Origin of the sequence: Nocardia brasiliensis IFM 10847 (assembly GCF_000710915.1) — a bacterium.
Taxonomy (GTDB): domain Bacteria; phylum Actinomycetota; class Actinomycetes; order Mycobacteriales; family Mycobacteriaceae; genus Nocardia; species Nocardia brasiliensis_A.
Window position 1 is genome coordinate 25,454 of the sequence record NZ_BAUA01000107.1, and the last position, 18,578, is coordinate 44,031.

The window sequence follows — 18,578 nt, forward strand, 5'->3', positions numbered from 1 at the left end:
GCATGGGCGGCACCGTCGCGATCAACGAACTCGTCGAGAAGACAGCGGCGCAGCGGCCGGCCGAGTGCGCGGTGCGCGTGCGCGGGTTCTCCGCGGGCACCAGCGCCGAGATCAGCTGGCACGGGTTGGTGCAGAAGGTGCACGAATACGCCGCGAAGTACCGGCACGAGGGTCTGCGCGAAGGTGCGGTCGCGGCCGTCGCGTTGCCGTCCGGCATCGGTCACGTCGTGGCCACCCTCGCGCTCTGGGAGGCCGGCGCCACGGTCATTCCGGTGGACCACCGCTGGTCGGTCGCGACGAAAGAGCGCATCGTCGAACGCTATCCACGCGGCTGGGTGGTGGAAGGCGACGACCTCGGCCTGGTTTCCTACCACCGGCGCGCGGTCGCACGGCCGGCGCTGCCGGACGATGGGTTACCCCGATCGGTATCCCTGTCCGGCGGGACCACCGGCGACCCGAAACTCGTCGTCCGCAACCGTCCGTGGGCGTACGACTCGTCGGAGCCGTTGAGCAGCAAGGAAAGCGCGCGCGGTCTGGACTACGGACAAACCCAGCTGGTCGGCCTGCCGCTGTACCACGCCGGTTTCGGCGCGCTGTATCACGGACTCGCACTGGGCCATCGCATCATCGTGCCCGGCAACGCCTCGCCGAAACTGTTCCTGGAATCGCTGAGTTCCGAAGGGGTGCAGGTGGTGCGGACCGTGCCCGCGCAAATGGGCACGCTGCTGGAAGCCAGTGGGCGGGAACGGCAATGGTTCTCGTCGTTGCGCCTCGTCGTGCATACCGCGGCCCGCTGCCCGGAATCGGTGAAACGGGGTTGGCTGGAGCTGGTGGAGCCGACCACGGTGTACGAGGAGTACGGCAGCGTGGAACGGGTCGGCGTGCTCAGCATCCGCGGCGACGAATGGCTCGCCCACCCCGGGTCGGTCGGCCGCCCTCGGCACTGTTCGGTCCGCATCCTGGACGAACGACGCGAGCATGTCACCACGGGCGCGACCGGTGAATTGTTCATGACCGACGAGAACGCTACGCAACCGACCTATCTCGGCGACGGACCGGGATTAGCCGAAGTGGACGGGTATTTCAGCGTCGGTGACCTCGCGTGGCAGGACGCCGACGGCTATGTGACGCTGGTCGGCCGACGCGACGACGCCATCGATGTCGGTGGCGTGCAGGTCTTTCCCCGTGATATCGAACGGGTCCTGGAACGCCATGCCGCGGTGCGCGACGTCCGGGTCCGCGCGCTGCCCGATCGCCGGCTCGGCGAGGTGGTGCATGCCGAAGTCGCCGTGCGCGGCGACGATTCGGGCGCGGTGCTCGCGCAGCTGTGGCGCAGTTGCCGCGCCGAGCTGAGCAGAGCCCAGATGCCGCGGACGATCGAGATCGTGGCCGACGTCCGGCGCAGCGCTGCGGGCAAATTGCGCAAAGCGGACCAGGAGACATAGTGGAGCAACGGGTTTGGGCCGTGGTCGGCCGGGTGTGCGGCACCGGTTACACCGAACCGGGCGCGAACTTCTACGAACTGGGCGGTGATTCGCTGCTCGCCGGCGAGCTGATGACCGCGCTGCGCGCGGAATTCGACACCGAGGTGCCGATGCACCTGCTGTTCGAGGCGCCCGACATGGGTACCTTCGTCCAGGAGGCGATGCGCGTGCTGTGAGTCAGCAGGGCGGATCGTAGCGGCCGTCGACGGCGGTCCAGCCGCCGTCGACGTACAGCATCGTCCCGGTGACGAAGCTCGACGCGTCCGCGGCCAGAAAGGCGACGGCTCCGGCGATTTCGCTCGGCTCGGCCCAGCGCCCGAGCGCGCTCTTGGACGCGTACGCCGCCCGCCACTGCGGTTGCGCGTAGATCGAGTCGGTGAGCGGGGTGCGCACGACCCCGGGCGCGATGGCGTTCACGCGCACTCCGGCCGGGCCGAATTCGGCGGCGGCTCCGCGGATCAGCTGGACCAGCGCGGCCTTGGTCGCCGCGTACACGGCTTGCCCCGGTTCGACGGTGATCGCCCGGATCGAGGACATGCCGACGATCGAACCGCCGCCCCGGGCGACCATGCCCTTGCCGAAAGCGCGGATCAGATGGAAGGCGGCGCGCAGATTCAAGTCCAGTACCGCATCGAATTCGTCTGTCGTGTAATCGAACAGGCGCTTGCGCACATTGCGGCCGGTGGTGAAGACGAGCACGTCGAGGTCGGGCAGCTCGGCGGCGGCGACGGCGACGGCGTCCGCGTCCCGCGCATCGAGGGCCAGGGCGACGGCGGGGGAGCCCGCCAGTCGCGCCGTCTCCTCGGCGCGTGTGCGATCGATATCGGCGCACACCACCTCCGCACCGAGTGCGGCCAACGCGAGCGCCGACTCGCGTCCGATGCCGCTGCCCGCGCCGATGACCGCGGCACGCTTGCCGTCCAGCCGGAAGAGTTCCTGGTAGTCGAGTGCGGCGGGGGTGAGGTCCGGGTGCGTGGTCATCGATGCGTCCTGACTCTTGATGTCCGAAGGGATTTACCGCGGGTAGGGCAGGGTGACCGTTTTGACGGTGCTCATCTCGCGGATCGAGTAGGCGATCCCTTCGCGGCCGAGTCCGCTGGATTTCACGCCGCCGAACGGGATGTGCGGGGAGTCGAAATGCGGTCCCGCGTCGAGGTTCACCGCGCCGACCCGCAGCTGCGCCGCGAGCGTGGTGAAGGCGGCGACGTCGCCTGTCACCACCCCGGCCTGCAAGCCGTACCTGGTCGAGTTGGCCACGCTGATCGCCTCGGCGGTATCGGCCACCCGGATCACGGGGGCGACCGGGCCGAAGGTCTCCTCGACCACCAGTTCGGCGTCGGCGGGTACCTGATCGAGCACCGCGGGCGTGACGAGCGCGCCACGGCGTTCACCGCCGAGCAGCAGTTTCGCGTGCGCGGCAACGGCTTCGGCGATCCGCCGTACCACCGTGTCCGCGGCGTCCGCGCTGATGAGCGGCCCGACCTCGGTCGCGGGATCGAGCGGATCGCCCGCTCGTTTCCGCGCAGCCGCCTCGACGAGCCCCGCGACGAGATCGTCGCCCACCGCGCCCACGGCGATGACGCGTTTGACGCCGCGGCAGGACTGCCCGGCGGTGGCGAACGCGCCCTGTACCGCCAGCTGCACCGCCAAGTCGAGATCGGCGTCGGGCAACACGATCAGCGGATCGTTGCCCCCCAGCTCCAGTAGGAGTTTCTTGCCCGCGGCGGCGACCGATACCGCGCGGCCCGTATGCGCCGAGCCCGTGAAGGTGACCATGTCGATGCCGCGATGCCCGGCGAGTGCGGGGCCGAGCTCACCGGGCGCACCGGTGGTGACGACGAGGTGGTGCGGCGGCAGGCCGGCCTCGAGCATGATCTCGGCGAAAGCCAGTGCGGTGAGCGGTGTTTTCTCCGAGGGCTTCAGCACCACCGCGCAGCCCGCCGCGACTGCGGGCGCGAGCTTCACGACCACCTGGTTGAGCGGCCGGTTGAACGGCGTGATCGCCGCGACGACGCCGATCGGCTCGAACATGGTGAGCGCCAGCCGATCATGCCCCGGCACCGGAATGCTCTCCCCGCGCAGCCGTTCGGCCTCGTCCGCCGCGACCGTGAGATTCGTTGCGGCCCGGTCGGTCTCCCGGGTGGTCTCGGCGAGGCAGACACCGGATTCGCGCGAGATCAGCGGTGCGAGCTCGGCGGCTCGTTCGCGGACCAGGCGGGCCGCGGTCCGCAGGATGGTGGCCCGCTGGTCCGGCCGCAGGGGTCGCCAGGCGGCGCGCAGGCCGCCGATCGCGGCGTCCAACTCTGAAACGCTGTCGCGCGCAACGGCTCCGACGGTTTCCCCGGTCCACGGATTGTGTACCGGGAACTCCTCGGTGGCGGGTCGGTATGCGCCGTCACGAAACATGATCGTCTCCTGTCACGAAGGCTTTGAATCGGCGCGCCACGTCGGACGGTCCGACCGCCGGTCGGCCCAGCCGCTCGACCGAACCGGGACGAATCCGGAGGTAGAGCAGTGCCGGTCCCGGCTCGAGCTGGGCCGCCTTGACCGCGTCGGTGAATTCGGCGAGATCGGCGCAGTCGAACACGCGGGCGTAGCCGCAGGCCCGCGCGAGCGCGGGGAAGTCGACCTGCGCCGCGAGACTCTGCTGCCCACCGGTGGAGTCGTGCACGCCGTTGTCCAGCAGGACATGGATCAGATTGCCGGTGCCGTGCGCGCCGACGGTGGCGAAGGTCCCCAGCCGCATCAGCGCCGCGCCGTCCCCGTCGAGCACGACGACCTGTCTACGGGTATGCCGCGCGACGCCGAGCCCGACGGCGCTCGCGGACCCCATCGCACCGACCAGGTAGAAGTGCTGCGGCCGGTCGGCGAGGGTGTAGAGCTCTCGGCTGGTCTTGCCGGTGGTGGACAGCACGGCGGCGGCGTCGGGCAGGGCGCCGACGAGCGCCTCCAGCGCCGCCATGCGCGTGGGTGCGGCCCGTTCGGCCCGCGACCGGGTCACCGTCGGCAGCACCGGGGAGGGCAGCGGCGGCTCGGCGAGCGGCTCGGCGGCCACTGTGCCGTCGCGCAGGATGAACGCGAAAGGCCTTTGCTCGCTGCCCATTGCGACCCACCCGGTGGACAGGCAGGCGTCGAGTCCGGCGGCGTCGGCGGGGAGCACCGCGTGGCCCACCTGCAGCAGGTCGAGCAGACCCGCCGTGATCGCCCCCATCAATTCGTGCTGCGGCTCGTCCGGGCGGCCCGGTTCCCCGCGCCAGCTGACGAGCAGTGGCACCGGGATTCGGCTCGGGTGGGTCAGCGAGGTCAGCGGGTTCACCATGTTGCCCAGCCCCGAGTTCTGCGCCAGCACGCAGGCCGTGGCGCCGGCCAGCCAGCATCCCGCCGCGACCGCCACCGCCTCGCCCTCGTGCGTCACCGGCAGGTACCCCGCGACCGAGCCGGACGCCGCGCGGTTGATCATCGGGGTCAGGTAGGAGCACGGCACGCCCACCACGTCGGCCACGCCGCGCGCGACGAACCCGCCGAGCAGCTCGTCCGCGTCGATCACGAATCCGCCCACTTCTTCGCCAGCTCGGTGTAGTGCGCCTCGTCCGCCTCCAATTCCGGATATCCCATGAGGCCGAACACCTCCTGCAGCGAGGCGATATCCGGCTCGACCACGGTGGGACCGTCGCGCAGCAGCGACCGGCAGACCTGACGCATCGCGGCCACCGAGGCCCGCATCGACTGATTGGCCCAGATCACCGCGGCGATACCGAGTTCGGCGAATGTCTCCCGGGGCACGGTGTGGTAGGTGGTGGGTGCGATCACGAGCGGCAGCCGGGCCGCCCACTCGGTGGTGAACTCCGCGATCTCGTCGATGGTGCGTCGGCGGGAGTGAATGAAGATGGCATCGGCGCCTGCCTGCCGGTACGCCTCGGCGCGGCGCAGCGCCTCGGCCGTGCCCGCGCCGGCGATGAGCGCCTCGGTGCGGGCGACGAGCACGAAGCCGGGATCGACCTTGTCCCGGCAGGCCGCGATCTTGGCGCACATGTCACCGACCGGCGCCAGCGGGTGCCGGTCGCCGAAATAGGAGTTCATCTTCGGAAAGACCTTGTCTTCCATGCACATTCCCGCCGCGCCGACGCGCTCGGCACGGGCGGCGAAGCGGCGGGCGGTATTGAAGTTGCCGTAGCCGGTGTCGGCGTCGACGAGTACCGGGATCGCGCCCGCGTCGACGACCCGGGCCACCAGATCGAGCATTTCGCCCCAGGACACCTCGTCGCTGTCCCGCGCGCCGAGCGCGGTGGACATGCACAGACCGGAGGCCCAGATGCCGGCGAAGCCGGCTTCGGCCGCGATGCGCGCGCTGAGTCCGTCGTGGGCGCCCATGAGGAAGGACGGTTCGGGTCCGGCGAGCAGTTCGCGCAACCGCACACCGGCGTGACACCGCGGCGGTGCGGCCGTTCGAAGGGGGAGGTTGTCCATCACGCGCAATGCCTCTCGCACTCGGGATCGAAAATCGTTGTGGCGACCACGGATCACGTCACCCGGCCGGTGGCGGGCGGCGGACCACCGGCCAGGACCTGGGCGACGCCCTCGGCGATCCGGCGACGGCAACTGCGCTCGGACTCCACCGAGAGAAACGCGCGGTGGGCCGAGACCACCACATCCGGCCTGGGCAGCAGTTTGCGCGCGGCCGGATCGTCGTTCGGGTCCTCGGGCGTGAAGACGTCCGAGGCGAAGCCGCCGAGCCGGCCGCCCTCGAGCGCGTCGAGGACCGCCGCCGGGTCTACCAGGCGGCCCCTGGCCGCATTGACCAGCAGCGCGCCCGGCCGGGCCGCGGCCAGCGCGCCCGCGTCGACGAGCTGATCGGTCTCCGTCGTCAGGGCCGCGTGCAGGACGACAGCGTCTGCGGCGGCGAACAATTCGGCCGGCGAGGCGACGGCGGCGACACCGTGACCTGCCATCAGATCGGCGGCGACGTACGGGTCGTACGCGATGACCGTTTTGTAGAACGCCTGGAGTTTGCGGGCGGTAGCCCGCCCGATCCGGCCGAAGCCGATGATCCCCGCGGTACACATCGACACCCGCCGCGGTACGCCGCCCGCATGGATATTCCACTGCTGGGACTTGACGAGGCGGTCCTGGGGGCAGACCTTGCGTTCCAACGCCAGCAGCAGCGCGAGGGTGTGCGTGCTCACCTCGTCTACGCAATAGTCGGGCACGTTGAACGAGACGATTCCGGTCCCGGCCAGCAGCGGGGCATTGAGATTGTCGATGCCGACACCGCTGCGCGCGATCACCCGGCAGCGCGGGCCGACCGCGTCCAGCAACTCGGGCGTGACCTGACAGCGGTAGATCACCAGGGCATCCGCCCCGCGCACATGGTCGTGGAACTCGGGACCGGAGACCACGTATCGGCTCTCGAAAAGCCCTAAACGCAAGTCGATTTCGCGGCCGAACGCGGTGCGTTCGATATCCGCGCGGGCGAGGTCGGGTTGTCCCCGCTCGTTCAGTGCCCAGGCCGGATCGGTATAGACGACGCGCACTCTTGCCTCCCGTGCTGACGCGGCGCGGTGTTCAGGAGTCGTAGCCCCAGCCGCGGTTGTCTCGGTGCCCGCGCCGCACTGTGGCGCCCGCGGCATAGGTATTGGTCAGCTCGAACAGGTCGAGGTAGCCGAGGTGTCGTCCCGAGCCCAACTTGATCAGCGCGCCCTGGCCGGACCAGCGATGCGCGACGAACGGTGCGACCCACGCCGATCCGTCGACCTCCAGGTCTGCCTCTGCTTGCTGCCCGTCGGCCCGAATCCAGTGCAGCGTCGGCGTTCCGGCGGTCACGAGATAGTGCGTTTCGGCGGGTTCGCGCAGGTCCTCGCCCGCCGCGCCGTCGACCCGCAGATACAGCCCGGTGAGGTCGGGCAGATGCGGGGCCGCGGCCAGTGAGGTGACTGTGTATCCGCGGAAATCCCTTGCCTCCTTGCGGCATTCGGCGATGTCTTTGAAGGTCTTGCCGACCGCGTCGTGTCTGGCCGCGGGCCGGATCAGCAGCCGGTAGTCGAAGCCGAGCGTCGTGCCCAGCTCGCGTAACACCGCGAGCGTGCCGTCGTCGATCGCCGCGATCAGCGCCTCGGGCGTCAGACCCATAGTGACACCGGCGGATTCGACCGTGTGTCCCCGGCGAGCGAACAGCAGTCGGGCCACCTGCTGCGGGTCCAGGCCGCCGTCGAGCCAGGCGAGCAGTTCGCGCGCGGCCGGATCGGACCAGTCGTTGACCTCTTCCAGGAGCCCGGCCAGCGGGGATCGGCCGGTATAGGACACGATTCGGGCCGGTTCGGTACCGGCGAGGGAGTAGGTGTGCGGACAATACGACGGCTCGACGTAGGAATCGCCGACGATCCAGCGGTCGGTGTCGGTGTTGGCGACGATCACCTGCCAGGTCGACTCGTCGAGTTCGGCGCCCCAGCGGCCGTGGATATCGCCGGGGCCGAGGTTGATCGTGATCGCCGGTTCCAAGTGCCCATTGTTCAAGGCGGGCAATCGGTTCGCGGGACAAAGGATATCCAGCACGACCGGGGCGACCGCGCCCGGCGGCGCCGCCATTGTGTAGTAGTTGTAGAAATGAATGCCGTCGCGCTGAATGGGACGCCGGGTGTCGCGGAGTTCCCGCGCGGTGCGGACCAGGACGGTGAGATCGCGTCGCCCGGTCGCGACGAGATGTTCCGGGGTGATCTGCAGCGTGCGGGTCAGGACAGCGACGATGTCTTCGGGCCATTCGCAATCACCGGAAACAGTCAGCAATTTCGTGAGTTCCGCGTGGTCGATGCCGAGTGTGCCTGCTATCTGTCCGGTGGTCACTTTCCGAATGTTGAGCCAGTGCACGACCTTGTAGTTGTCAACGAGCATGATCTCTCTCCGCACTCCCGGCCAACAGCTGGGTCAGGGTCGCCGCGTCCACCCGGCGCGGGTTGTTGCCCGCGCGGTCGTAGGCGAGGGCCTCGGTGGCGATCCGGGCCGCGTCGTGGCCGAGGTCCGGGGGCGGCGGCAGCGCGGGCGAGCGCACCAGCGCCGCCACCTTCCCGGCCAGTTCGTCGACGCTGTCGGCGCCCGCGGCGCGCACCACCCGCGCGATGGCGTCGCGCACCCGCAGGGCCCCGCGCGGGTCGGTGCAGTCGGCGCCGACCTGCGCGTTGTACCGCAGCACCGCCGCCAGCGTGAGACCGCAGGCGTGCCCGTGGCTCAGCCCGTGCCGGAGGGTCAGCGGGTACGACATCGCATGGCACACAGTGGTTCCCGCAATGGCGATGGCGCGACCGGCGAGATGCCCGGCCAGCAGCGCCGCGGCGCGATGGGCTGCGCTCAGGTCGGTGTGGCGCTGCTCGAGCACCTCGGCGAGCTGTGCCCAGGCGGCCGCGCCCAGCCACTCGGATCGTTCGTCGGCGCGGATCGACCACGCACCTTCCACACCCTGCGCGAGGGTGTCGAGCAGGCAGCTGACGAGATCGGCCGCGGGCAGCCCGATCAGCAGTTCCGGATCCAGCACCGCGGTCACCGGCTGTAACGCGGTACCGCGCAGGGACAGTTTGCGGCCGCGATCGCGGTGCCAGATGGTAGCGAAGGGCGTGGCCTCCGCGCCGGTGCCCGGTGTCGTCGGCAAGGCGACGACGGGTGGCGCGCCTGCGTCGTCGGCCGTCGCCGCGCAGGCCAGGACCACCGCGTGCGGCGTGCGGTCGGCACTGGTCGACAGTGCCGCGGCGGCCTTGCCCGCGTCCATGACGCTGCCGCCGCCGACGGTGACGACCACCTCGGTGCGATGCGCGCGGATCTCGTCCGTCAGCCGGGCCACGGATTCGGGTGTGGGGAGCCCGGCGTGCACGACGGTACGCAGCGCGAAACCCTGGAGCGCGGCGCGCAGCGGTTCGGCCCAGGCGCGGTGCCGGAAGCCGTTGCCTGCCACCAAGAGCACACGCGGCGCGCCGGTGCCGGCCGCCGCGCGCACCACGGCCGGGGCGACTTCGGCGGCGCGTTCACCCACGAGGGTGCGAGGCGAGTCCAGCAGCAGGGTGCTGACCCGGAAATCGGCGGCGTGCATCGACCACCTGCCTCCAGCAAACGAAGAGATCCCAGTGACGGGAAATCCCCATCATCCCCCCGGTGTACGGACGAAGTCCTCAGGTTGAATAACACGGTACCCTAGGCTCGGTTAATATCAGAGCTCGTTTGTTTCACCAGTCGTGCATGAACTTCCCAGCGGTGCACGAACTTCCGGAGGCCGGTGCCATGGGGTCGCAGGAACATATTCGGCGCCGAACCGCGACGGGCGCGAGCTACCGCGAACAAGTTGCCTTGAACCAGTCCAGGTTCGCCGAAATTGCCCAGTCGTATGCCGGCGGGCAGGCGCGCCGACTGGACGGCGAACTGCTGGCCGAGATGATCCGTCCGCTGGGTGTCGAGCATGTGCTCGACGTGGCCACGGGAACCGCCGCCGCGGCGGCCGTGGTCGCGCAATCGGGCGTGCGCAAACGCGTTGTCGGCCTGGACTCGTCCGCGGCGATGCTGCGGCAGGCGCGGGCCTGCGGTGTGCATTCGGTGCAACTCGTCGTCGGCTTGGTCGAGGAATTGCCGTTCGCCGACGGCTCTTTCGATCTCGTCCTGTGCACGCGCGCCCTGCATCACGTCGAGCGTCCCGAGCTCGCGGTGGCCGAAATGGCGCGTGTGGTGCGGCCCGGCGGCCATATCGTGGTCGCGGACAACGTGACCGGGTATACCGGCGCTGTGCACGAGCAGGTCGAGGCGATCCAGCGCGTGCGCGATCCGGGACATTCCTCGACCCTCGCCGAACACGAACTCGTCGGCCTGCTGCGCGCCAACCTGCTCGAGGTCGTGGAATGTCACCGCACCACCAGCTATCGGCCGCTGGCGCAATGGCTGGCCGACGGCGGGACGGGGCCGGCGGACGCCGCCGAGATCCGGCGGCGCCTGGCCGCCCTCGGACCGCTCGCGGAACCGGAGTTCGGCACGAGTTTCGTCGCCGAGGACGGCGTGATCGTCGGTCTGCGGCAGGCGATGTCGTGGCTGCGGGCCGATCGGAGCAATGCGTTGTAGTACGGGGACACCCGGCAACGTCCTAGCATGAAAAACACTGACACCTGGGGGTCCCCGTGGACATCGCCGCACTGGATGCCGCAATCGACGAGCCGGAACTCATCGAATTCACCCGAAACCTGGTTCGCACCCACTCGTTGACCGAGTCGGGCCGAGGCGAGCGCGCGGTCGCGGACTTCCTGCTCACCAAGATCAGGGAATGGGGTTGGCAGCCCGAGTTCTTCGACGCGGACGGACGTCCCAACATCGCGATCACACTGTCCGGCGGTGGCGGTCCCGGACCGACCTTGGCTTTCGAGGGACACATGGATGTGGTCACCGAAGGCGATCCGGCGCAGTGGACCGTCGATCCCTACGGCGGCGAGATCCGCGACGGCAGGCTCTACGGTCGCGGCTCGGCCGATATGAAGTCCGGCGTCGCCGCGATGCTGTACGGGACAAGGGCATTGCAGCTGTCGGGGCCGTTTCCCGGCCGGATTCGCCTGCTCCTGCTGGCCGACGAGGAAGGGATGATGTCAGGGGCGAAAGCGGCTGTGGCCCAAGGGTTCGTCGGAGATGTCGACGGCGTCGTGTGCTGTGAGCCGGAGGGCGACGAGGTGTGCCCGGTGTCGAAGGGCGCGATCCGGCTCCGGGTGGATTTCACCGGGGTGATGAGCCACGGCGCGATGCCGTGGCAGGGCCGCAACACCTTGCCCGCCATGGCCCGTGCGCTGCTCGGTCTGGAGGCGTTGGAGCACCGGCTGGTGCGGGAGGCGGGGTCGCGACCACCGCTCGGCGCCCCGTCGATCACGCCCACCGTGGTGCGTGCCGGGACCACGGATCAGCTCAACACGATTCCCGGCGTCAGTTCGATGTTCCTCGATGTGCGCACCATACCGGGCGTGGATCACGAGACCCTGCTGAAGAACATCGGCGAATGCGTCGACAACGCGGCGCGCGGCTGCGGGATCGGTTCGGCCGTCACGGTGATCGACGATCGCCCCTGGGTCGAGACCGACCCGGACGCACCGCTGGTCACCGCGCTGGTCCGGGCGCACGAGATCGTCAACGGAGTCCGCCCGGAGCTCGGCGCGGTGCCCGGTACCACCGACGGCACCATTCTGACCTGTCGCGCGAATATCCCCAGCGTGGTGTATGGCCCGGGCGGCAAGTGGATCGCGCACATGGCCGACGAATACGTCGAGGTGCGTGATCTCAAGCGCTACGCACTGACGTATGCGGTTGCGGCACAAGAGTTCCTGCGCGGCGGCGCGGTATCGTGAACGCCTCGGCGGCAGGCGGGAGCAGGCTGCCCCTGACCCCGGGGCAACACCTGCTGGACTTCCTGGAATCCATCCGGCCCGGCGGGGCGGCGGCCGCCTTCAACATCTCGTTGCGGCTCGCCGTCGACGGGCCCCTCGACCGGCAGCGGCTGTTCGACGCCGTCACGCGGACGGTCGAGCGGCACGAGGCGCTGCGCACCGCGCTGGTCCGCGGTCGCGGAATGGCCGAGCAGGTCATCGGTTCCGGCGTCGTCCCGGAGAGCACGGTGCTCGGCCTGCCGGCGGACGCGACCGAACTCGATGCGCTGCTGGTGGCACACAACAACGCGCCCTTCGATCTCGCGAGCCCGCCGCTGCTGCGCACGCTGCTCCTCGAGGATCCTGCGCAGCACCGGCAGTTGCTCCAGGTGACGGTGCACCACAGCGTGGCCGACGCCTGGTCGCTGGAAGTGCTGAAACGCGATATCGGACGGTTCTACTGTGCCGCCGGCGGTCTCGCGCCGGAGCCCGAGCCGCCGACGGTGCGCTACCGGCAGTTGGTGCTCGACGAATTGGCCGCACTGGAGTCGCCCGAAGGGGCCGCGGCGCGCGAGTTCTGGCCGGAATATCTCGGCGCGCTGGAGGTCTTGCAAGTCAAGGCGAAGGATGCGGCGGCACCGACGGATCGTCCGGCGATCACCGGGCGCGGTGACCACACCTCGACTCTCGCCGAGAGCGCGGCGATCCGAACCATGGCCGCCCGCCTGCGCGCGACGCCGTTCATGGTGCTGGCCGCCGCCTATGGGTTCGTCTTGGGCCACCTGTGCGGGCGGGCCGAGTATTTGATGCCGACCTTCAGCCACGGCCGCCGCGACGCCCGGTTCCACGAGTCGGTGGCCATGCTGTTCAACCCGTTCGTGATCAAGTTCTGCTGGTCGCCGGAGTCGACGTTCGCCGATCTGGTCGCCACGTTCAAACGGAACAGTCTGGCCGCCTACCGGTTCCAGTGGTACCCGTTCATCGAGGTGCTCGAGCTCTGCCCGGACCTGTCCGTCTCGCTGATCGATCCGAACAGTGCGCTGTTCCCGGTGCAGATGCTGAACGTGCCGAAAACGCCTACCGGTACGGCCCTGTTCGGCCCCGACTGCGTGGCCGCGGAATACGCCGTGCGCCGCACGGCGGTGGGCAACGTGCTGCCGATCGACGGTCTGCTCACCATCAAGAGTGCCGACGCGGCGTTGTCGATGACTTTCAATGCGGCACAACGATTGTGGAACGATCGTTTGGCGGCCGCGATGTGCGCGTCCGTGCTCGGCGTGTGCCTGGCGGCCGCGCAGGATTCCGGTATCACGTTGCGGCAGTTGGCCCGCACCGTCGACCAGCACTTCGGTAGCAATGGGTGGAGCGTCTGATGGAACTGTCCAGGGTGGCTGTCGTCGACGGCGCGAACGGGTACGTCGCGAGCAACACGATCTGTGCGATGCTCGACCGCGGCATTCGGGTGAAGGCGCTGGCACGCGGAGCACGGACCCGGGTCTTCGAGGCGCTCGCCGCGGCGACCCTCAATGAGGGCGGCGCGCCACCGCCCGGGATCGCGAATATCGAGACCTACGACTGCGAATTGGCCGAGGAATATCTGGGGATCGACGATTTCACCGCCGCGGCGATCTTCTCGGAACCGTGCGATTTCTGGCATTTCGCCGCAGCGGTCGATCTGTCACCCAATCGGCCCGCTTTGCTCGAGGAGGTGAATGTCCGCGGCACCGAGCGAGCATTGCGCCTGTTCGTCGCGCACAGCAGGCCGGGCTCGCGCTTCTTTCTGATCAGTACCGCCTATGTCGGTGGTATCTCGGACACGCCGACCGCCGAGAATTGGCAGCCCGTTACGGACGCCGCCAGGTTCCGGACGGTCTACGAGGCCACCAAGTGCGCCGGTGAGCTGGTTTTCCGGGACTACGTGCGCGAGCACGGCGTCGTGGGCGCGGTGCTGCGGCTCGGGCAGGTGGTGGGCTCGTCGAAGACCGCGCACACCACCTCGGATTTCGGCATCTACAACTTCATGTCGAACATGGTGCGGGTGGCGCGCCGTTTTCCGGGCGGCACCGCCGCCGTGCAGGTGGCGACGGGGGCGACGCTCAATCTCGTGCCCATCGATACCTGTGTCGAATGGCTGCTGGGTCTGGCCGAGGTCGACGACCTGCCGCAGATCGTCAACCTGACCGATCGCACAGGTGTCTCGGCGGAGGAAACGGTCCGCATCATCGGCGCCGGACTGGGGATGACCCTGCGGCCGGTGCGGCCGCAGGAGTGGGGCGACGCCGAACTGACCGTGCTGGACCGGGCCGTGGCCGCGCGCATGGCCTACACCGGGAAATACCTCATGGAGCGGATCGAATTCGACCGGCGCAACCTGGAGTCGGCGCTCGGCGTGCCGGAGTCGGTGTGCGACCTCGGACTGGTCGAGCGACTCGTCACCTGGTATCTGAAGTAGCGTCGGCGCGTCGGGGTCGGCGCGGCGGTACGGAGTGGTGTGAACGGGACGTGGGAGGCGTGGGGTGGGGTCGTGCTCGCCGCGGTCGCCGTGCTGCCGGTGGCGGGTGTGCTGGCCTGGTGGCTGGCTCGATGGCGGGGCCGGCGGGCGGCGGTGTGCGAGGTCGGACTGGTGGTCGGCACCGCACCGTGGCTGTGGATGATCTTGACGCCGAAAGGAACTGGTCGTTCGGTAAACCTGATACCACTGCGCGATCTCGCCGACCAGCTGACCGAGGACCGGGTGGTCGAGCAGTTCGGCGGGAACCTGCTGGTGTGCGCCGCGCTGGGGTTCCTGCTGCCGGTGCGCTGGGCGTGGTTCGGCCGCTGGTACCGCATCCTGCTGGCGGGCGCGGCGGTCTCGCTCGCCGTCGAGGTGCTGCAGTTCGCATTCGCCATCGGCCGCCACTCCTCGGTGGACGACGTGCTGTTGAACGCCGCCGGAGCGGGCCTGGCCGGACTGCTCTCCCTGCGGTGGTGGGCGGCGCGCGTGCCCGAGGTCGTCACGCCTTAGGTGGTCACGCCCTTAGGTTGTCACGCCCTTAGGTGGTCACGCCCTTAAATGGTCACGCCCTTAAATGGTCACGCCCTTAAGTGGTCACAGCGCCTTCGGATCGGCCATCATCGCCATCGCGGCGGCCCGCTGTGCCGCGGTGACCTCGCCCCGGATCAGATCCGCGGCTCTGCGGAACTCCGCCGAGCGCGCGTCCGCGGCGAGGGTCGCGCGGGCGGCCGAGAACGTCGAGTCGATGCGCGCGACGTGCTCCGCGATCCGCCGGGTCTCCGGGATGCCGAGGCCGACCGCGATCGCGAGCGCGTCCTTCCAGTGCTGGCGGGCTACCGAGAAATGCGCCGAGCAGTAGTTCACGGTCGCGATCGCGTCGTAGGCGAGCACTTCCTCGTAGGGCGAGCCGGACGCGCACGCGATGTGCAGCGCCCGTTCGTAGTGCGCCAGCGCTTCCCGCCGATGACCACGACGACGATGGACGTCGCCGATCCCCAGATGCGTGCAGCACTTGAGGATCAGGTCGTTGTTGCGTTCGGCGCGCGCCAGCGCAGCACGGAAGCTGTCCAGCGCGGGTTCGTACCGCTCGAGGTGGGCGTAGACGGTGCCGATCCGGATCGAAAGATAATTGTGGAACAGGGTTTTCGACGAGATCGCGGCGAGCGACTTCCCGGCGTCGCCCAGATGGGTCAGCGCGTCCTCGTAGTGGCCCACGCGCACCGCCGTGTCGCTGAGCCGCATCTGCGCACAGGAACGCAGATAAGGGTCGGCGGTGTCCTCGGAGATCGCGACGGCCTGGTGCAGGTAGTCGAACGCGTCGTCGACGTAGCCCATCCGCTCGTGCACCTGGCCGAGGCCTTGCAGCGCATAGCCTTCCAGGAACCGGTCGCCGACCAACCGCGACAGCGACAGGCACTGGTGATAGCCCATCAGCGCGTCCCGGTAGCGCGCCATTCGGAAGTAGACCAGGCCGCTGTGGTGCATGGCCCGCGCGGCGTTCGAGTAGTCGCGCATGCCGTGCGCGAGCCGCACCGCGTCGTCGAGCACCACGAGCGCCTGCTGACAGTGTCGCATCCGCCACAGCGTGTAGCCGAGGTTGACCAGCAGGCGGCATTCCTCGGCCTGCTCGCCGTTGTTCCTGGCCACCTCGACCGCGTCGAAGTGCATCGTGATGGCGTCGTCGGAGCAGCGCAGGCCGGTAACGTAAGGCCACCACAGGATTTCGGAGAACAGCCGGGTGTAGTCCGACCAGCGGGCCCTGGTCGCCTCGCGTGCGACGGCCAGCAGGTTGAGCCGTTCGGTGTGCAGCCACGACACGCACTCGTGATGGCTGTCCAGCCCGGGCATCGGGGTGGCCGGTTTCGGCAGGTCGGCGACGCGACTGGTGCGATCCGGCAGGATCTTGCGGCCGACCGTCCAGGCGGCGTACCGGTAATAGTCGAACAGCCGGGTCAGCGCGGCGCTGCCGTCGCCGGGTTCCGCCAGTGTCGCGGCGTAGTCTCGCACCAGGTTGTGGAACCGATAGCGTTCGGAGACAACCTGTTCCAGCAGATGGACGTCGACCAGCGCCTCGAGGATCTGCTCCGCGGCGCAGCCGTCGATATCGGCGAGCGCGGCGGTGGCATAGGTGTCGAAGTCGCGACCGGGATGCAGGCCGAGCAGCCGAAACACCCGCTGCTGCGCGGGCGGCAGGTCCTGGAAGCTGGCGGTGAGCGCGGCGGCCACACTGCGTGACCCAGCGGACAGGTGTTCGAGGCGGTGGCTCGGATGTCGGAGCCGCTCGGCGAGGCGCTCGACCGGCCAGACCGGCCGGGCGCGCAGCCGTCCGGCCGCGATCCGAATGGCCAGCGGCAGATAGCCGCACAGCCGCACGGTTTCGGCCACCGCGTCGGGCTCGGCCGTGATCCGGTCGTCGTCGACGATGGTGGCGAAAAGCGCCGTGGCGTCCTCGGGCGAGAGCACGTCCAGCGAAAGGGTTTGCGACACCTCCAGTTCCACGAGCCTACGCCTGCTCGTGATCAGCACCAGACAACTCGGGGTACCGGGCAGCAGCGGGCGAACCTGATCGGCGTCGGCGACGTTGTCGAAGACCAGCAGCGCCGAACGGGACGCGATCTCGGTGCGCCACAGGGCCGATCGGGCGTCGAGATCCGGCGGGATGGATTCGCTCGGCACGCCCACGGCGCGCAGCAGCCGGTCCAGCGCCACCATCGGCTCGACCGGTGCGCTCTCCGCGGCATGGCCGTGCAGGTCGATGTAGAGCTGGGCGTCGGGGTAGCGGCTGCCGAGCCGATGGGCCGCGTGGATCGCGAGGGTCGTCTTGCCGACCCCGGCCATGCCGTCGATCGCCTCGATCAGCACCGTCGGGCGGCCCGCCTTGGGCGGCAGATCGGCGAGCAGCCGGTCCATCTCGTCGGTGCGGCCGGTGAAGTCCGCGATATCGCCGGGCAGTTGGTTGCGGCTCGGCAGCGTCTCGGGCCGCAGCTCGAGCACGGCGCCGAGATCGCCCGGTCCTTCGCCGTGCGTGACCGGGCCGGGGCGCGGCGCATCCTGGTCCGAGCCACCCGGATCGGTGCCCGCGGCGGGCGTCGGCTCGATCTCGTCGCGCAGGATGCGCCGGTGCAGTTCGCGCAATTCCCGGCCCGGCTCGATGCCGATCTCGTCGGCGAGCCTGCGCTGCGCGTCCTGGAAGACCAGCAGCGCCTCCGCCTGCCGGCCGCAGTGGTAGAGGCCGAGCATGAGCAGTGTGCGGAAGCGCTCCTGCAGCGGATGAGCGGTGACCAGCGGCGCGAGTTCGGCGACCGCTTCGGCGTGGTGGCCGAGGGCGATCTTGATACCGGCCCGATGCTCGAGCGCGCTCAGATAGCGCTCCTGCAACCGGCGGCGTTCGCCCTCGATGATCGGCCCGGCCAAGCCGCTGAACGGCTCACCGCGCCAGAGCGCGAGCGCGGCCTCGGTGTGCGCGGCCGCGGCGGCCAGGTCGCTGTCGCGTCTACAGCGCTCGGCGGTCGCCAGGAGCCGGTCGAACGCGACGTGATCCGACAGCGTGGGGTCGCCGTGCAGGACGTACCCCGTCTCCGACCACACCAGCGCGGGCTCGGCGACCTTGCGGCGCGGCGCCAGGGCGCGGCGCAGCCTGCTGACGTAGGTCTGGACACCGTTGCGCGCGTCACCGGGCGGGTGTTCACCCCACACCCCGTCGATGATCGCGTTCACCGTTACCGGCCGGTTCATCTCCAGCATCAGCGCCACGAGCACTGCCTGTTGTTTCGCTGGGCCCAACTCGATTTCACAGTCATCCCGCCATGCCGTGAACGAGCCGAGCACCCCATATCTGATCTGTGTTTGAGCCATGGACAAGCCCTCCTGAACCATGTGCTGCCAGCGCAGAGCATAGGCGGCGCGGGCCGCGCCGAGCGCGGGAACGCGGGGATAGTTACCACTTTGACCAGTCATTTACGCACTAGTACAGCGCCAGTTACGCAGGCCGGGACATCCTGATCGAGTGTGCTGCACCAGGATTCGGGGGCAACGACGTGCGAGGGGGCCGGTCGGCCGGCGACCTCGCAATCACGCATCCAGTTATGGTCGAGCGTCCACTAGGTGGATCGGCCAGGCAGTGCACCAGCTGAGCCGCCGTGCCGGCGTGCCCCGACGGGCTCCGGACGAGGTTGCCGCCCAAGGGGATTCGGGGTGGATGGCGCGCGCATGTCCTACGACGTGTCCCGGCTGTGT

The 18,578-nt window shown here is 69.5% G+C and carries 15 protein-coding genes; 7 read left to right on the plus strand and 8 right to left on the minus strand.

Going from position 1 to position 18,578, the window contains the following annotated elements:
- Positions 1–2 precede the first annotated feature (2 nt).
- On the plus strand, positions 3–1,445 hold the full coding sequence (locus tag NBRGI_RS22710; protein ID WP_029899266.1) for a class I adenylate-forming enzyme family protein: 1,443 nt from the start codon (positions 3–5) through the stop codon (positions 1,443–1,445).
- Positions 1,445–1,660, plus strand: a complete 216-nt coding sequence (locus NBRGI_RS48180; RefSeq protein WP_029899267.1) for a phosphopantetheine-binding protein — start codon at positions 1,445–1,447, stop codon at positions 1,658–1,660. The genes NBRGI_RS22710 and NBRGI_RS48180 overlap by 1 nt, the downstream gene beginning before the upstream one ends.
- A gap of 1 nt (position 1,661) precedes the next feature.
- On the opposite strand, the gene NBRGI_RS22720 is transcribed toward NBRGI_RS48180, so the two are convergent.
- The 7 genes from NBRGI_RS22720 to NBRGI_RS22750 form a co-directional block, all read right to left on the minus strand.
- Positions 1,662–2,465 carry an SDR family NAD(P)-dependent oxidoreductase gene (locus NBRGI_RS22720; RefSeq protein WP_029899268.1) on the minus strand — a complete coding sequence of 268 codons (804 nt, stop codon included), beginning with the start codon at positions 2,463–2,465 and terminating at the stop codon, positions 1,662–1,664.
- Positions 2,466–2,498: 33 nt separating this feature from the next.
- Entirely contained in the window at positions 2,499–3,890 is a 1,392-nt protein-coding gene (locus NBRGI_RS22725) for an aldehyde dehydrogenase family protein (RefSeq protein WP_029899269.1), read from the minus strand.
- Positions 3,880–5,043, minus strand: coding sequence for a phosphonopyruvate decarboxylase (aepY, locus tag NBRGI_RS22730; protein ID WP_235211073.1), 1,164 nt, complete (start codon positions 5,041–5,043; stop codon positions 3,880–3,882). Before aepY ends, NBRGI_RS22725 begins: the two co-directional genes overlap by 11 nt.
- Positions 5,028–5,900: an isocitrate lyase/phosphoenolpyruvate mutase family protein gene (locus tag NBRGI_RS22735; RefSeq protein ID WP_235211074.1), complete on the minus strand. Its 873-nt coding sequence runs from the start codon at positions 5,898–5,900 to the stop codon at positions 5,028–5,030. Before NBRGI_RS22735 ends, aepY begins: the two co-directional genes overlap by 16 nt.
- A 104-nt stretch (positions 5,901–6,004) precedes the next feature.
- Positions 6,005–7,015 (minus strand): C-terminal binding protein, encoded by a 1,011-nt coding sequence (locus NBRGI_RS22740; RefSeq protein ID WP_029899272.1) that lies wholly within the window; start codon positions 7,013–7,015, stop codon positions 6,005–6,007.
- A gap of 31 nt (positions 7,016–7,046) precedes the next feature.
- A complete protein-coding gene (locus tag NBRGI_RS22745) occupies positions 7,047–8,369 on the minus strand; it encodes a hypothetical protein (RefSeq protein ID WP_029899273.1) in 1,323 nt (440 codons plus the stop codon).
- Positions 8,359–9,555 carry an iron-containing alcohol dehydrogenase gene (locus tag NBRGI_RS22750; RefSeq protein ID WP_029899274.1) on the minus strand — a complete coding sequence of 399 codons (1,197 nt, stop codon included), beginning with the start codon at positions 9,553–9,555 and terminating at the stop codon, positions 8,359–8,361. The genes NBRGI_RS22745 and NBRGI_RS22750 overlap by 11 nt, the downstream gene beginning before the upstream one ends.
- A 254-nt stretch (positions 9,556–9,809) precedes the next feature.
- Between NBRGI_RS22750 and NBRGI_RS45335 the strand changes: the two genes are divergently transcribed.
- Genes NBRGI_RS45335 through NBRGI_RS22775 form a run of 5 tightly spaced genes read left to right on the plus strand, consistent with a single transcriptional unit; the run spans position 9,810 to position 14,852 of the window.
- Positions 9,810–10,568, plus strand: a complete 759-nt coding sequence (locus tag NBRGI_RS45335) for a class I SAM-dependent methyltransferase (RefSeq protein WP_235211075.1) — start codon at positions 9,810–9,812, stop codon at positions 10,566–10,568.
- Positions 10,569–10,624: 56 nt separating this feature from the next.
- Entirely contained in the window at positions 10,625–11,830 is a 1,206-nt protein-coding gene (locus NBRGI_RS22760) for a M20 family metallopeptidase (RefSeq protein ID WP_029899276.1), read from the plus strand.
- Complete coding sequence (locus tag NBRGI_RS22765; protein ID WP_029899277.1) at positions 11,827–13,221, plus strand: condensation domain-containing protein; 1,395 nt, start codon at positions 11,827–11,829, stop codon at positions 13,219–13,221. The genes NBRGI_RS22760 and NBRGI_RS22765 overlap by 4 nt, the downstream gene beginning before the upstream one ends.
- The gene (locus tag NBRGI_RS22770; RefSeq protein ID WP_029899278.1) at positions 13,221–14,300 is read left to right on the plus strand and encodes an SDR family oxidoreductase; all 1,080 of its coding nucleotides are present in this window, start codon (positions 13,221–13,223) and stop codon (positions 14,298–14,300) included. The genes NBRGI_RS22765 and NBRGI_RS22770 overlap by 1 nt, the downstream gene beginning before the upstream one ends.
- 39 nt (positions 14,301–14,339) lie before the next feature.
- Positions 14,340–14,852, plus strand: coding sequence for a VanZ family protein (locus tag NBRGI_RS22775; protein WP_036560401.1), 513 nt, complete (start codon positions 14,340–14,342; stop codon positions 14,850–14,852).
- Positions 14,853–14,936: 84 nt separating this feature from the next.
- Here NBRGI_RS22775 and NBRGI_RS45340 read toward each other — a convergent pair whose 3' ends face one another.
- Positions 14,937–18,299, minus strand: coding sequence for an AfsR/SARP family transcriptional regulator (locus NBRGI_RS45340; RefSeq protein WP_081878197.1), 3,363 nt, complete (start codon positions 18,297–18,299; stop codon positions 14,937–14,939).
- Between the last annotated feature and the right edge of the window lie 279 nt (positions 18,300–18,578).

Bases quoted from the DNA above. Each gene is read 5' to 3' on its own strand.
- NBRGI_RS22710 (WP_029899266.1), top strand. From the start codon at position 3: ATGGGCGGCACCGTCGCGATCAACGAACTCGTCGAGAAGACAGCGGCG.
- NBRGI_RS22720 (WP_029899268.1), bottom strand. From the start codon at position 2,465: ATGACCACGCACCCGGACCTCACCCCCGCCGCACTCGACTACCAGGAA.
- NBRGI_RS22725 (WP_029899269.1), bottom strand. From the start codon at position 3,890: ATGTTTCGTGACGGCGCATACCGACCCGCCACCGAGGAGTTCCCGGTA.
- NBRGI_RS22745 (WP_029899273.1), bottom strand. From the start codon at position 8,369: ATGCTCGTTGACAACTACAAGGTCGTGCACTGGCTCAACATTCGGAAA.
- NBRGI_RS22750 (WP_029899274.1), bottom strand. From the start codon at position 9,555: ATGCACGCCGCCGATTTCCGGGTCAGCACCCTGCTGCTGGACTCGCCT.
- NBRGI_RS22770 (WP_029899278.1), top strand. From the start codon at position 13,221: ATGGAACTGTCCAGGGTGGCTGTCGTCGACGGCGCGAACGGGTACGTC.
- NBRGI_RS45340 (WP_081878197.1), bottom strand. From the start codon at position 18,299: ATGACTGGTCAAAGTGGTAACTATCCCCGCGTTCCCGCGCTCGGCGCG.